Here is a 13,668-nt window from a genome sequence, read left to right as displayed (position 1 = left end):
TGCCATGCCTGGAACCGGAAGGAGTCGTGTGGTGCGTGCCCTGCCTGACCGACTCGACGCCGTACTTGTCCAAGCGCTGATCGCTGCCGCGCTGTCATTCGCCCACCTGCACGACCTGGCCTCCGCTGCCGGGCGGCACGGATGGAAGGCCTGGGCCTATCCCGTCTCCGTCGACCTGCTGTTGGTGGCGGCGTGGCAGCGGCTTCGCTCCGGCGGGGCAAGAGCGGCCGGGTGGTGCTGGTTCCTCGTCGCGCTGACCGCCTCACTGGGCGCCAACGTCGCCACCGCCGGACTGCTCGACCTGGACGCCGTACCGGCCTGGCTGCGCATCCTCGTCGCCGGGTGGCCGGCTGTCGCCTTCCTCGGCGGAACGCTGCTCGCCCATGACACCGCGAAGCCCGAAGAGGCCCAGGCGGCAGAGACGCCGGACGACGTCCAGCCGCCCTCAGCTCCTGAACTGCCCGCCGCGGAACCGGAATCGGCTCCGCCCGCACCGCCCCCGGTCCCACCCGCGCTCGTCGCGCTTGCTCGCAAGGTCGCCCACGAACACCGCGACCCGACCGATCGAAACGAAGCAGCGCAAGTACCGGTCCGTCCTCATCGGGCATGGGTGGTGCAACGAGGTGCACCGTCTTGCAGAGGCATCCCTGCATCTCGTCGATAGCGGATACGGCCATGAGGCACTGATTCTGCTCCGCACCATGTTCGAGACCACCATCAGCCCGCACTGGCTCTCGCAGAAGGGTGACGCTGGTGCGCTTGGGGTGTTTGCCGAGGGAAACCGCTTGAACCGAGCTGCTGCTGAGGATATGCAGAAGGGGTTCAATGTGCCGCAGGATCTCATCGACTCGATCAAGGGTGCGCCGGTCGAGAAGACCGACGAGAGTGAGATCTTCCGTAAGTTCCAGGCCCAGTGCGACGACATCGATCCCAAGAGGGAGCTGTACTCCGTGTACCGCTATCTCTGCGGGTATGCACATCCGAGTGCAACCAGCGCATCTGAGTTCGTCGAGTGGACGACCGAACCGCCTAGCCTTCGGGCCCAGCCCAAGGAGAGTGCCGCCGCCGTGGTGGAGGCGACTCTCGCCATGTGTCTGATTTGGGCCGGACGAGCCTTCGACGAAATGATCAATGGGAAGCCGCGCAAGCAGTTCCTGCGCTCGGTCGCGAGGGAACTCGGGCTGGCTCCGGTCCTGCCTCCGGTGAACTAGCCAAGTGGTGTAGTCGGCCGTAGTGGTGCGGTTGTGGTGCGCGCCCTGCCCACAGGTCTAGACAACAAAGAACCCCCGGGTCCCTGACCTGGGGGTTTCGCATGGAGCGGGTGACGAGAATCGAACTCGCGCTCTCAGCTTGGGAAGCTGATGTTCTACCATTAAACTACACCCGCGTAAGACAACCGCCGATGATCCGAGAGGATCCGGAGGCGGTGTCCGATCGCCTGGTCACTGTACCTCATCACCGGCCCCCGGCGCTGACGCCGTGGGGCCTGAGTGGGTTTCAGGGGTGGGATCCGGGTGCAGGGGGCCGGAGTTGGGGCGTACGGTGGAGGGGTGTGAGAGGGGTTGGGCGGGGTCGGAGTGCCGCCTGGATGGCCGTCCTTTTGATCCCGTAATGTGGCCTCTCGTCGTCAGGCAGGCAGCAGCCAGACGCGGCTCTTGGGGAAGGGACTCTTGGACTTGATGGAGCGCACCGTCGTCCGTTGTGCCGATGGGCACGTGTTCAGCACCGCTTCGTTCCCGATGCAGCAGGCCGATCGCCTCGGCCCCGGCCGGCTCCTCCGGTGTCCCCGGTGCGCCCGGCTCCGGAGTGTGGTGCCGGTGATGCTGGAGAAGCGGTAGCGAAGCAGTAGTAAGTAGAAGCAGAAGTAGCAAAGCAGAAGTAGCAAAGTAGAAGCAGCTGTAACTGGAGTATCAGCAGTCACAGCAGGTGCAGCGCCAGGCGCGCGGCGGCGCGATTGTGGCCGTTCCGCGCGCCTTGCGTATCCTCGGGGCGTGCTTCTCTCAGACAAGGACATCCGGGCCGAGATCGACGCCGGGCGGGTACGGATCGATCCCTACGACCAGACCATGGTGCAGCCGTCCAGCATCGACGTACGGCTGGACCGGTACTTCCGGGTGTTCGAGAACCACCGGTACCCGCACATCGACCCCTCCATCGAGCAGGCGGATCTCACGCGGCTCGTGGAGCCGGAGGGGGATGAGCCGTTCATCCTGCATCCCGGGGAGTTCGTGCTGGCCTCGACGTACGAGGTCATCTCGCTGCCCGATGATCTTGCATCGCGGCTCGAGGGGAAGAGCTCGCTCGGGCGGCTCGGGCTCGTCACCCACTCCACCGCCGGGTTCATCGACCCGGGGTTCAGCGGCCACGTCACCCTTGAGCTGTCCAACCTCGCCACGCTCCCCATCAAGCTCTGGCCGGGCATGAAGATCGGGCAGCTGTGCATGTTCCGGCTCAGCTCGCCCGCCGAGTTCCCGTACGGGAGCGAGCGGTACGGGTCCCGGTACCAGGGGCAGCGCGGTCCGACCGCCTCCCGGTCCTTCCAGAACTTCCATCGGTCCCAGGTGTGAGCGGCGGGATGAGCGACGAAGAGCAGAAACGCGAGAATCTGACGTACGAGCTGTTCGGCACCGCCGTCCGTGAGCTCGCGCAGACCATCGCCGACGACGGGTACGAGCCGGACATCGTGCTGAGCATCGCCCGCGGCGGGGTCTTTGTCGCCGGTGGGCTCGCCTACGCCCTCGACTGCAAGAACCTTCATCTGGTCAACGTCGAGTTCTATACGGGGGTCGGGACGACCCTCGAGATGCCCGTCATGCTCGCTCCCGTCCCCAACGCGATCGACTTCACCGACAAGAAGGTCCTGATCGCCGACGACGTCGCCGACACCGGCAAGACGCTGAAGCTCGTGCACGACTTCTGCGTCGAGCATGTCGCCGAGGTGCGGTCCGCGGTCATCTATGAGAAGTCCCACTCCCTCGTGAAGTGCGAGTACGTGTGGAAGCGCACCGATGAGTGGATCAACTTCCCGTGGAGCGTCGAACCCCCCGTCGTCCGGCGGCCCGGGCAGGTGCTCGACGCCTGAGGGGCGGGACGAGAGGATGAGGACGAGACGATGAGAAGGGGCCCCCGGCATGTCGAATGCCGGGGCCCCTTCTCGTACGTGCTCGGTCGAGCAGCGCGTCCTAGAACGTGCCCAGCTTCACGATCGACAGCAGCGCGACCAGCTGGATCGCGCTCGCGCCCAGGGCCTTCGGCCAGGGGAGGTCGTGGGACTTGGAGACCATCAGGGTGAGGAGGGCGCCGGCTGCGATCCAGGTGGCCCAGCCGAGGGCCTGGACGAAGGTTGCGTCGCCGCCGGCGAACATGGCGAAGACCAGGCGGGGGGCGTCCGTGAGGGACATGATCAGCATGGAGAGGCCCACCGTGGGCTGCCAGGCACCGTCGCCGCCGAGCTGGCGGGCCAGGGTGTGGGTGACCACGCCCAGGACGAAGGCCGACAGGACCATCGCGACGGCGGTCGTCAGGACGATGGGGACGGCGTTCGAGAGGGTCGCGTTGATCGCGTCGTTCCTCGCGCCGTCGAAGCCGAAGACGGCCAGCAGGCCGTAGAGGAAGCTCACGACGAGGGCGGTGCCCCACATCGAGTAGTCCCGCATCTGCAGGAACGTCTGCGAGGGGGACAGCACGATGCCGCGCAGCAGCTGCTTCCAGTGCAGGCGGGGGCCGGCCGGGGCGGCCGGGGCCGCGCCCGCACGGTAGGTGCCGCCCTGGTTGTACGGGTCCTCGTTGACCGAGAACGCCTGGGTGTGGCCCGGGTTGTTCGCCGCGTACGGGTCCGGGGCGCCGCCGTCGCCGAAGTACTCCGGCTCGCCCTGGCCGCCCTGGCCACCCGCACCGTAACCGCCGTAGCCGCCACCGCCGTTCGCCTGCGGCCAGCCGCCTGCGCCGCCGCCCGGGCCGCCGTACGGCTGCTGCGGCGGCGGGGGATAGCCGTACGACTGTCCCTGGGGCGCCTGCTGCCCGTACGGAGGTTGTTGGGGGCGCGTTTGCGGGCTGCCGTTGTTCCGGCTTCCGCGTCCGATCCTGAATCCAGCCACGTCTTCGAACGTACCTGGTCCCGGAGACTCGCGTGCCGGGCCCTGCGGTCAGGGCCCGGCTTTGCTGCCGAGCTGTGACATCCCCTAGGGGGCGCCGAGCGTCGGCTCAGGGACATGCCGTACGTGACGACCCTGTGTTCTCTGGGTCTCTGGGTCTCTGCGTTCCTACGTCATGTCCCTGCGTCCCTAGCGCAGCATCACCTGGCCCAGCCTCAGGTAGCCGGACGGCAGGCCCAGCGAACCCGGGCCGAAGCTGATCGCCTTGCTGGTGGTCACGCCCGAGGCGGCGCCGCGCAGGTTGTAGAGGGAGCCCGCGGGGTGGTTCTCGCCGTCGGCGCCGACGGACAGGTCGGCCTTGCCGTCGCCGGTGAGGTCGGCCAGGCGTACGGACGCGCCGAACCGGTCGGCGGGCTCGGCGGTGCCGGGGACGCCCGCGGTGTTCTGGGTGAAGGACTGGGCGCCGGTCGCGGTCAGGCCGGTGGCCGAGCCGCGCAGGACGGTCACGCTGCCGGCGATCTCGGCGGTGCCGATGGTCTCGTGGAGCGTGCCGACGGCCACCTCGGCCCTGCCGTCGCCGGTGACGTCGGCCACAGAGAGGGCGTTGCCGAACCAGTCGCCCTCCTCGTCCGAGCCGGGGACGCCGGGGGTGTCCTGGGTGATCGTGGTCTGCGGCTGGGTGCCGACGCCGGCGGCGCTGCCGAGGTAGGCGCTGACGGAGCCGCCGAGGCTCGTGCGGCCCTCGTCTCCGTACGTCGCCGTGACCACGTCCGCGTAGCCGTCGCCGTTGAGGTCGCCGACGGCTGCCAGCTCGTAGGCGCCGTTCCTCAGGAACGTCTGGCGGGTGAGGCCGGAGGCGGAGCCCAGGTAGACGAAGGTGCCGTCGGCGTACGTCTGGGTCTGGGTGCCGCTGACGACCAGGTCGGAGGTGCCGTCGCCGTTCAGGTCGCCGGCGGCCAGGCTCTGGGCGCCGTGGATGCTGGAGCCGGTGCTGTACAGCTCGGTGGCGAGCTCGTAGCGGGACGCGGCGCCGGTGGCCTTGGTGAAGCCGCCCTTGTGGATCCAGATGTCGCTGCCGGTGCTGCCGACGGCCACGTCGGCCTTGCCGTCGCCGCTGAAGTCGCCGACGGCGAGGGACATGCCGTACTCGTTGTGGTCCGCGGGGGCGGGGTCGGGGACGACCTGGGCGCCGGAGAGGCCGCTCTTGGCGCCCCAGACGATTACGACGGCGCCGGACTCGGCGTTCTCGCCCGTGCTGCCGATGACGAGGTCGGCGTACCCGTCCCGGTTCACGTCGCCAGAAGCGAGGGCCTGGCCGAACTCGTCGTCCTTCTCGGCGGTGCCGGGGATGCCGGCCGTGTCCTGGGTGATGATCGTGCGGCGGGCGGCGCTGATGCCGTTCGCGGAGCCGTAGTTCACGACGACGGCGCCCGCGCCGGTCTTGCCGGCGACCGGGGTGTACGGCGCGGCCGTGGCGAGGTCGCGGTAGCCGTCGCCGTTGAAGTCGTCGGCGTACTTGGCGGGTGCTGCCGCGGCCGGGGCGGCGGTGAGCAACGGGGTGGCCGTCAGCGCGGCGGCCACAGTGGCCGTGGCCAGGGCCAGGGCGGTGAGTCGGCTGCGGTGGTGCCGGAGCATGTGGGGTCCTCCTGCGGTCGGGTGGGTGGTCGAGGGGGAGGGCGTTCCCGCGCGGACGCGCGGACGCGCGGGTCGGCCTGTGAGCGGGGGGCAGGAGTTCAGGAGTTGAGAGTCGTGCCGTAGGCCGGGCTGCCCGCCGTGGACACGCCCGTCGTGCCCGGCCCGAAGCTCGTCGCGCCGCCGGTCGTCACGCCGGTCGTCGCGCCGCGCAGGGACCAGACGGCGCCGTCGCCGTTCTCGCCGGTCGCGGCGACGGTGAGCTCGGCGCGGCCGTCGCCGGAGTGGTCGGCGAGCAGGACGCGGGCGCCGAAGCAGTCGTTCGTCTCGGACGTGCCGGGTACGCCCGCGGTGTTCTGCGTGAGGGACTGAGCGCCGGTCGTCCTGAGGCCGGAGGCCGAGCCGTACAGGACGGTCACCGAGCCCGCACCGGAGTTCTCGCCGGACGCGCCGACGGCCAGGTCCGCGTGGCCGTCGCCGTTGATGTCGCCGAGGGAGACATGGCTGCCGAAGCGGTCGCCGGACTCCGAGGCGCCGGGGACGCCGGCGGTGTCCTGGGTGAGGACGAGCGGGGCGCGGGAGGTGTCCGTGCCGCCGGAGCCGCCGTAGACCACAGTGACCTTGCCGCCCTTGGCGCCGGCCGGGTCGGCGGAGGTCTCGCGCTCGTTGCCGATGGCGATGTCCGCGTACCCGTCCTTGTCGATGTCGCCGATCGCGGAGACGTAGCCGGACGGCAGCTCCTGCATCCAGTCGGTGAAGTTGCCGATGGACGGGTCGGTCACCAGGTGGGTGATCGCGTCGTCGGTGCCCGTCTTGCGGCCGTGCACGACCACGTTGGTGTGCCAGGAGGCGGTGACGGGGCCGACGGCCAGGGACGTGATGCCGTACGAGGACGAGTACGGGTGGGGGAAGCCGGAGCCGGAACCGCCCTGGAAGGAACTGGTCCGGGTGAAGGGGCCGTTGACGAAGGCGAGGGTGAACAGGCCGTTCGCGCCGACCAGGATGTCCGGGTCGCCGTCGGTGTCGACGTCGCCCACCGCGACCGACTGCCCGTAGCGGTCCACGTCCCTGTCGTTGGAGTTGGGCACCGTACGCGCCCCCGACAGGCCCGACTTGGCGCCCCAGGCGACGACGACCGTGCCGTCGTTGGTGTCGCCGTTCACGTCCTCGCCGGGTGCGCCGATCAGCAGGTCCGCGTACCCGTCGGTGTTGAGGTCGGCGGACGCGACGGCGGACCCGAAGGCGTCGTCGGCCTCCGCGGCGCCGGGCACGCCGGAGGTGTTCTGGGTGATCAGGGTGCGCGTCGAGGTCTTCAGCCCGCTTGAGCTGCCGTAGACCACGGAGACGGCGCCCGCCTTGGCCTTGCCGCCCACCGTGGCGCCCGGCGCGCCGATCGCGAGGTCGGCGCGGCCGTCGCCGTTGAAGTCGTACGGCTTCGCGGCCGGGGCGGCGTGGGCCGCCGGGGCGGAGACGGCGAGCGCGAGCGGGGTCAGGGCCGCCGCGAGGAGGGCGGCGGCGATGCGGTTGCGCATGGGACGGCTTGCCTCGCAAGGGAGTTGACGGTGTGTCACTGGGCGATCACCGAACCGAGGTTGTTGCCGGCCTTGAGGGCGATGCCGGCGACGGTCAGGCCCTTGGCGCCCGAGGTGGTCAGGCCGGTGGACGTGCCGCGCAGGGTCCAGACGCCGCCGGTGCCGTTCTCGCCGTCCACGCCGATCGTGAGGTCGGCCTTGCCGTCCTTGGTCACGTCGGTCAGGTCGAGGGCGGAGCCGAAGCGGTCCCAGGCCTCGGCGTCGCCGGGGACGCCGGCCGTGTTCTGGGTGTAGGACTTCGCGCCCTTGGTGGTCAGACCGGAGGCCGAGCCGAACAGGACGGTCACCGAGCCGGCTTCCTTCGCCGAGCCGATGTCCTCGCCCCAGGCGCCGACCACGACGTCCGCGAACCCGTCGCCGTTGATGTCGCCGGCGCTCAGGGCCGAGCCGAACGCGTCGTCGGTCTCGCCCGAGCCGGGCACGCCGGTGGAGTCCTGGTGGACGACGGTCGGCTGCTGCGCGGGGGCGGGGCCGTTCGGACCGCCGTACCAGACGGTGATCTGGCCGCCCTTGTGGCCGCGGGGCTTGTCGGTGTTGGGGTCCGAGGAGTCGCCGAGGACGAGGTCCCCGTAGCCGTCGCCGTTGATGTCGGCGACGGAGCCCGCGAAGCCGTCGGCATTCACCAGCTCGGACAGCTTGTACCCGGTGGCGGTGTGGCGGTAGTAGAGGATCTGACCGCCGGAGTCGCCGTCCACGCTAAACGGGTAGACGCGCTCGGCCGCGCCGTCGCCGTTCATGTCGCCGGCGGTCACCTCGAACGTCGTGCCGAGCTCGCCGACGCCGTGGTGGCTCAGCGGACCGCCGGTGCGGGTGAACGGGCCCAGGTAGAGGCGGGTGTGGTTCTGGCCGGTGAGCGTCACGTCCGTGTCGCCGTCGCCGTCGAAGTCCCCGGTGGCGATGCCACGCGAGAAGCCGCCCCACTCGGCGATCGTGGACGGCTGGGGCAGCCCCTTGCCGCCCGACAGACCGGACTTGGAGCCCCACAGCACGGTGCCGGAGCCGACGCCGTCCCGGTCGCCGATGCTCTCGCCGGAGGAGCCGACGACGAGGTCGGAGTAGCCGTCGCGGTCCAGGTCACCGGAGGCGAGGGAGGACCCGAACAGGTCGCCCGACTCGGCGGTGCCGGGCACGCCGGGGGAGTTCTGGGTGATGACGGCCTTCTTGGTCGCCGAGACGCCCGACGACGAGCCGTACAGCACGACGACGGCACCGGCGCACGACGCGGAGCCGACATCGGTGCACACGGCGCTGACGGCCACGTCGCGGTAGCCGTCGCCGTTGAAGTCACCGGCCAGGCCCGCGGGGGCGGCGGATGCGGTGGCGGCGGGCAGCGCGGTGAGCAGGCCCGTGGTGAGGGTGGCGGCGAGGAGAAGGGGGCGCTTGCGCAAGTGGGTGCTCCTGGGAAGAGGGCCGGGCCCGCGGGGGACGGGCCCGGCCGTTCAGGGGTACGACGGCCGGGTGCCGCCGTACGGGGATGCAGGCCGGACGACTGCACGGCCTGCCTGCCGGACTCAGTCCGCGAAGACCGCGCCGAACTGCGGGGTGCCGGTCGTCGAGAGGCCCGAGCTGCTCGGGGCGACGGTGCGCGAGCCGGACGTGGTGATCTTCGTGCCGTTGGAGGGCAGGTAGGTCAGGCCGCCGTTGCCCTCGTTCTCGTACGAGCCGAGGACGAGGTCGGCCCTGCCGTCGCCGGTGACGTCGTCGAGCTTGACGTCCGCGCCGAACAGGTCGTTCTTCTCGTCGTTGCCGGGGACGCCCACGGTGCTCTGGGCGAGGCCCTGGACGCCGGAGACGGTGTCGATGCCGCTCGCGGAGCCGTACAGGACGGTGACCTGGCCGGTGTTGGCGACGCCGGCGATGTCCTCGTTCGGGGAGGCGACGACGAGGTCCTGGTATCCGTCGCCGTTGACGTCACCGAGGTCCAGCTCCCAGCCGAAGCCGTCGCCCTTCTCCGAGGTGCCGGGGACGTTGCCGGAGTTCTGCGTGATGCCGGAGGTGCCGGCGGGCCCGGAGGCGGCGCCGTAGGTGATGTTGACCTTGCCGCCGTTGGAGGCGTCCGGGATGGGGGTGCCGTCGGTGGTGGTGCTGTCCCAGCCGGCGCCGCTGACGATGTCGCCGTAGCCGTCGCCGTTGATGTCGCCGATGGCGGTGATGATGCCGGGCTTGAGGACCTCGGCGGAGGCGACGCTCAGGCCGCTCGCGGTGCCGGGTACGAAGTAGTTCTGGTTCCAGCCGTAGTCGGTCTGGGTCTCGTACCCGTCGACGATGAGGTCGGTGCGCTTGTCGCCGTTGACGTCGCCGGCGGTGAGGCTGAGCGGGCCGTAGGGGAAGTCGTTGGTGCCGGTGTGGATGGGCGGCTTGATGGTGTAGCGGCCGCCGGGGGTGCCGGTGGCGTTGAAGCCGCCCTTGAAGACGTGGATGGTGCTGGACGAGTTGCCGACGGCCAGGTCGGCCTTGCCGTCGCCGTCGAAGTCGCCGGCGGCCAGGTCCTTGCCCCAGTAGTCGTGCGAGGAGGGGGCCGGGTCCGTGACGGTGACGCCCTTGCCGGTCAGGCCGCTCGCGGAGCCCCACAGGATGGCGACGCCGCCGCCGTTGGTGTCGGTGCCGACCTTCTCCCACGGGGAGGAGACGGCGAGGTCGTCGTAGCCGTCGCCGTTGAAGTCGGCGTACGCGGACTCGGCGCCGAAGCCGTCGCCCGCCTCGGCGGTGCCGGGGGAGCCGGCGGTGTTCTGGCTGATCGTCGTGCGCTTCGCGGACGATACGCCGGTGGTGGTGCCGTAGAGCACGACGACCTGCCCGGCGCCCGCGCGGCCGCTGACGTAAGAGCCGTGAGCGGAGGCCACGACGTCGCCTCGGCCGTCACCGTTGAAGTCGGCGGCGGATACGTGCGTGGAGTCGGCGGCGGTCGCCGACGTGGCCGTCGCGAGCGTGAGCAGGCCGCCCGTCACCGCGGCCGCGGTGACCGTCGCGAGGGCGAGTCTCAGGTGGTTCTTGTGCATGCGGGTTCTCCTGCTGCATGCGGGGATGCCTGGCGGGCATCCGCAGTCAATGGGGTGCGACCGCTCGTGTTCTCCGGGAGTTGGCCTCGGGTTCACTGGGTGGTCGGCGATCAGGAGACTCGCGGTGGGGCGTGAGGGTTGTACGTGAGTTCGAGGAACTTTTGAGGCCCCCGATGCGCACCGTCGCCCGCGATCCCGGTCGTCACTCGTGCGTTCGCCGAGGTAGGGCGTTTCGTGTGGATTCCGTGACCCGGTGGGGTCCCTTCAAGCGTCCATGGCATCATCGGGCCCATTCGGCCACCGGCTGTCGTTTGCCGGTGCGACCGCGAAGCGCGAACGGGGAGAGACTGCGTGGGGGACCACTTCAAGACCGATATCGACCAGCTTGCCGCCTTCACCAAGGACCTCAACGGCGCCCACGAGTCCCTTGAGCAGGTGCGGACCGCGCTGCAGCACGTGCGGTCCGACCAGATCGGGACGGCGGAGCTGGACGAGGCGTGCGACACGTTCCAGGAGCGCTGGAAGTACGGCAACGAGCAGATCCGTGAGCGCATCGGCAAGCTCACCGAGGGGCTCCAGAAGAACACGGACAACTACCGCGAAGTGGAGACCTCCCTGGAGGAGAGCTTCAAGCGGGCCGCGGCTGCGGGGAAGTGACTGATCGCAATGGCACAGAATCCCTACGTCCATCTCGGCTGGAACCCCGTCCCGGGCCAGCCCGGCGAGGTCGAGAAGCTCCGCACCCAGCTCGTGAACTCGGCGAGCGCGCTGCAGACGGCGTACCAGAAGATCGACAAGCTGCTCGGCGAGTCCAGCTTCTGGGAGGGCGACGCGGCAGTCGGCTTCCGTGAGGCCCTCGACGGCGATCTGCCGAAGTACATGAAGGACGCCCACAAGTCGCTGACCCTGGCCGCCGGGCACCTGGGCTCGTGGCACGGCGGGCTGACCGGCCGGCGCGAGCTGGCGCACAAGTACGACGTCGAGGCGGGCGACCACAAGGGCGACCTGAAGACCGCCAACGCCCGGCACGACACGGCCAAGCAGGACCCCGACCTGAAGCTGGCGGGGCAGACCTTCCAGGAGGGCCCCGAACTGGAGTCCGCCGAGGCCCGCCTGAACGCCGCCAACACCCGGCTCAGTGACGCCGTCACCGCCGTGAACAACGCGCAGGGCGCCCTCGAGGACGTACTGCGCAAGGCTCGCGAGCTGGAGGGGACGCACGAGGCGGAGGCGCGGGACCTCGCGAAGAAGCTGAAGGACGCCACGAACGATCTGGCGCCCGAGGAGCCGGGGTGGCTGAGCAAGGCGCTGAGCTGGATCGGGGACAACCTCACCAATATTCTGAGTGTGCTGGCGGCTGTGGCGGGGTTGTTGGCGTTGCTGTGCACGGGGCCGTTCGGGATCGCTTTCCTGCTCGCCGCGAGTGCGTTGAGCGTGGCCACCATGGCGTCGAGGCTCTCCGATCCCAAGGTGATGGCATCGCTCAAAGACGGTTTCAGCAAGGGCGAGTTCGACGCGGACTTCTGGGAGAACTCGGTGGGGCTCGTCGGAGATCTCGTCGGGGCGGTGCCGGGTATCGGCGCCGTGTCGCGGGGCGTCAATGGCGCTGTCAAGTCGACGCGCTACGCCTCCGAGGCGGTGAGCGCGGGGCAGTTCCTCGGCAGGTTCGCCGACGACGCGGTCACAGCCGCCAACAGGATTGCGACCGCGGGGTCCTACAACCCCGTCGGAAAATGGGTGGCGCAAGCAGCGGGGGGTAACCAGGCCCTCAAAGTGGGCATGGACTACGTCTCACCGGTCGCGGGTGTGCTCTCCTCCGGTTACGGACTGGCCGCCGAGAACATCGACGCCTTGGACGGCGATGGCGGCAAGAACAGCGCTACCGGCGTCGACGCGGCCCGCGCGGGCCTGTTCGACGGCCCGGCCGCGGGCTCCGTCTTCCGCGCCACCGTGGCGGCCCTGCAATGACACAAGAGCCTGCTGAGAATGTGAATCCGATCCACCTGGTGATCGACGAGTCGGCCAAGGACCCGAGCTCGAAGCTCTGGTACGCACTGCCGGCCGGATTCTTCGGTATCCCGATCGACGCTCTCGCCCCCGAACCGGGCTCGGAGCGCGAGACGCACCTGGAGCAGGCACTGGCGCTTGTCCTGGGCCTAGCCCCCGAGGAGCAGCGAGACCGGTACACAGGGGCACTGCGGGACGTCCGGTTCATGGCCGCCCAGATGCGCAGCGAAGGCGTCATCGCATGCTCCCTCGGCATGCACTACGCAGACGACGGCTCCTCCGCCTCGTCCGTGTTCACGGTGGCGCTCAGGGACATCGACTGGGCCCCGGCCAAGATCACGGCGGTGCGCGCGGCCACCGTGCGTGAATCCGCCGAGAACGTGGAGCTGTTGACGCTTCCGGGCGGCCGCCCGGCGTCGATCAATGACACCGTGATCACCATGCCTGCCCTGGAGGGCGTGCCCAGCCACGACGTGTACCAGTGCAATCTCTACGTCCCCGCGCCCTCAGGAATGCAGTTGGGCGTCCTGACGCTGAGTACGACGGCCGTGGGCTCCCGCGAGCACTACCGGGAGCTGCTGGCGGGCATCGCGTACACGGTGTCCTTCCACGATCCGCTGCCGGAGATCGAGCGTGCCGCCCGCGGAGACAGCGCCGACGGCGCGGGCGGCGGCGCGGACGACATCGCCTCGGACTTCGGCTGACCCGGGATGTGCGAATGACGACGAATTTGAACCAGCACGGCTTCGACGGCCCCGTTGCGTGGGACACGCCGGGCAGTCGACGTGCTTTGCGTCTCTGGACAGCACGCCACCTGGCCAGGTCCGTCGGTTGGGTGGCGCTGTGGTGGGCGGCGGTGTACGTCACCGTCCTGCTGCCCGTGGCGGCAGTGGTTCCCATGGTCCTGGTTCTCGTGACGATCGGGATCATCGCGCTCCTGGCCCTCGGCCGAATGGCCATGGGGTGGCGTATGTGGCGCATCCTGCGCGTCTACCCCTGGCGTCAACAGCCGGGCGCCGTCCGGATCACCAAGGGCAAGGATGCGGTCTTCGTGCTGCCCGACCCCGACAGCCCCGAGAAGACCGCGTCCCTGAGGGCGTCCTCCGGGCTGTTTCGGACCTGGCGCCACGAGGCCCTTAAGGGCTACGACGAGGAACTCTGGTACGCGGGTGACCCGCGCTTCGCCTGCGTGGTGGCCAAGCCCGGTCTGAGTGGACTTGGCTACCTCGCCCAGCCCACCGCCTACAACCACCGCACCTCGCCCCGCCGCAAAGGCCTCAGCCCTGAGGCCCGCCGCCGCGCCCGCGCCATCGGGGCCCGGGTGGCCGACTGACGGGCGTAGTC

The 13,668-nt window shown here is 70.1% G+C and carries 13 protein-coding genes and 1 tRNA gene; 8 read left to right on the top strand and 6 right to left on the bottom strand.

The window, feature by feature from the left end; translation table 11 throughout:
• The first annotated feature begins 31 nt into the window (after nt 1-31).
• Complete coding sequence (locus tag OHO27_RS18925; RefSeq protein WP_328425452.1) at nt 32-664, top strand: DUF2637 domain-containing protein; 633 nt, start codon at nt 32-34, stop codon at nt 662-664.
• Complete coding sequence (locus tag OHO27_RS18920; protein WP_328425451.1) at nt 624-1,211, top strand: DUF5677 domain-containing protein; 588 nt, start codon at nt 624-626, stop codon at nt 1,209-1,211. The genes OHO27_RS18925 and OHO27_RS18920 overlap by 41 nt, the downstream gene beginning before the upstream one ends.
• Nucleotides 1,212-1,313: 102 nt before the next feature.
• On the opposite strand, the gene OHO27_RS18915 is transcribed toward OHO27_RS18920, so the two are convergent.
• Nucleotides 1,314-1,387, bottom strand: a tRNA-Gly gene (locus OHO27_RS18915).
• Nucleotides 1,388-1,991: 604 nt separating this feature from the next.
• Between OHO27_RS18915 and dcd the strand changes: the two genes are divergently transcribed.
• Both dcd and OHO27_RS18905 read left to right on the top strand, forming a co-directional pair.
• Nucleotides 1,992-2,567 (top strand): dCTP deaminase, encoded by a 576-nt coding sequence (gene dcd, locus OHO27_RS18910; protein ID WP_328425449.1) that lies wholly within the window; start codon nt 1,992-1,994, stop codon nt 2,565-2,567.
• 8 nt (nt 2,568-2,575) lie between these two features.
• On the top strand, nt 2,576-3,082 hold the full coding sequence (locus tag OHO27_RS18905; RefSeq protein WP_328425447.1) for a phosphoribosyltransferase: 507 nt from the start codon (nt 2,576-2,578) through the stop codon (nt 3,080-3,082).
• 100 nt (nt 3,083-3,182) lie between these two features.
• On the opposite strand, the gene OHO27_RS18900 is transcribed toward OHO27_RS18905, so the two are convergent.
• The 5 genes from OHO27_RS18900 to OHO27_RS18880 all read right to left on the bottom strand — a co-directional run bounded on the left by OHO27_RS18900 (nt 3,183) and on the right by OHO27_RS18880 (nt 10,317).
• Entirely contained in the window at nt 3,183-4,097 is a 915-nt protein-coding gene (locus OHO27_RS18900) for a Yip1 family protein (RefSeq protein ID WP_328425445.1), read from the bottom strand.
• A 186-nt stretch (nt 4,098-4,283) separates the two neighbouring features.
• On the bottom strand, nt 4,284-5,729 hold the full coding sequence (locus OHO27_RS18895; RefSeq protein WP_328425443.1) for an FG-GAP repeat domain-containing protein: 1,446 nt from the start codon (nt 5,727-5,729) through the stop codon (nt 4,284-4,286).
• A gap of 98 nt (nt 5,730-5,827) precedes the next feature.
• Complete coding sequence (locus OHO27_RS18890; RefSeq protein WP_328425441.1) at nt 5,828-7,258, bottom strand: hypothetical protein; 1,431 nt, start codon at nt 7,256-7,258, stop codon at nt 5,828-5,830.
• A gap of 35 nt (nt 7,259-7,293) precedes the next feature.
• Nucleotides 7,294-8,706, bottom strand: a complete 1,413-nt coding sequence (locus OHO27_RS18885; RefSeq protein ID WP_328425439.1) for an FG-GAP repeat protein — start codon at nt 8,704-8,706, stop codon at nt 7,294-7,296.
• A 123-nt stretch (nt 8,707-8,829) separates the two neighbouring features.
• Nucleotides 8,830-10,317 carry an FG-GAP and VCBS repeat-containing protein gene (locus OHO27_RS18880; RefSeq protein ID WP_328425437.1) on the bottom strand — a complete coding sequence of 496 codons (1,488 nt, stop codon included), beginning with the start codon at nt 10,315-10,317 and terminating at the stop codon, nt 8,830-8,832.
• A gap of 351 nt (nt 10,318-10,668) precedes the next feature.
• Here OHO27_RS18880 and OHO27_RS18875 point away from each other — a divergent pair, with 351 nt between their 5' ends.
• Genes OHO27_RS18875 through OHO27_RS18860 form a run of 4 tightly spaced genes read left to right on the top strand, consistent with a single transcriptional unit; the run spans nt 10,669 to nt 13,657 of the window.
• A complete protein-coding gene (locus tag OHO27_RS18875; RefSeq protein ID WP_328425435.1) occupies nt 10,669-10,974 on the top strand; it encodes a hypothetical protein in 306 nt (101 codons plus the stop codon).
• Between the two features lie 9 nt (nt 10,975-10,983).
• On the top strand, nt 10,984-12,285 hold the full coding sequence (locus OHO27_RS18870; protein WP_328425433.1) for a hypothetical protein: 1,302 nt from the start codon (nt 10,984-10,986) through the stop codon (nt 12,283-12,285).
• Nucleotides 12,286-12,305: 20 nt separating this feature from the next.
• On the top strand, nt 12,306-13,028 hold the full coding sequence (locus tag OHO27_RS18865; RefSeq protein ID WP_328425431.1) for a hypothetical protein: 723 nt from the start codon (nt 12,306-12,308) through the stop codon (nt 13,026-13,028).
• 14 nt (nt 13,029-13,042) lie between these two features.
• Nucleotides 13,043-13,657: a hypothetical protein gene (locus OHO27_RS18860; protein WP_328425429.1), complete on the top strand. Its 615-nt coding sequence runs from the start codon at nt 13,043-13,045 to the stop codon at nt 13,655-13,657.
• The last annotated feature ends 11 nt before the right edge of the window (nt 13,658-13,668 follow it).

Origin of the sequence: Streptomyces sp. NBC_00443, assembly GCF_036014175.1 — a bacterium.
Taxonomy (GTDB): Bacteria; Actinomycetota; Actinomycetes; order Streptomycetales; family Streptomycetaceae; genus Streptomyces.
Note: the sequence above shows the minus strand (reverse complement) of the source record. Positions and strands in the feature narration are given on the sequence as shown.

Excerpts from the sequence above, each read along its gene's own strand:
- OHO27_RS18905 (WP_328425447.1), top strand. The coding sequence starts at position 2,576 with ATGAGCGACGAAGAGCAGAAACGCGAGAATCTGACGTACGAGCTGTTC.
- OHO27_RS18895 (WP_328425443.1), bottom strand. The coding sequence starts at position 5,729 with ATGCTCCGGCACCACCGCAGCCGACTCACCGCCCTGGCCCTGGCCACG.
- OHO27_RS18890 (WP_328425441.1), bottom strand. The coding sequence starts at position 7,258 with ATGCGCAACCGCATCGCCGCCGCCCTCCTCGCGGCGGCCCTGACCCCG.
- OHO27_RS18880 (WP_328425437.1), bottom strand. The coding sequence starts at position 10,317 with ATGCACAAGAACCACCTGAGACTCGCCCTCGCGACGGTCACCGCGGCC.
- OHO27_RS18870 (WP_328425433.1), top strand. The coding sequence starts at position 10,984 with ATGGCACAGAATCCCTACGTCCATCTCGGCTGGAACCCCGTCCCGGGC.
- OHO27_RS18860 (WP_328425429.1), top strand. The coding sequence starts at position 13,043 with ATGACGACGAATTTGAACCAGCACGGCTTCGACGGCCCCGTTGCGTGG.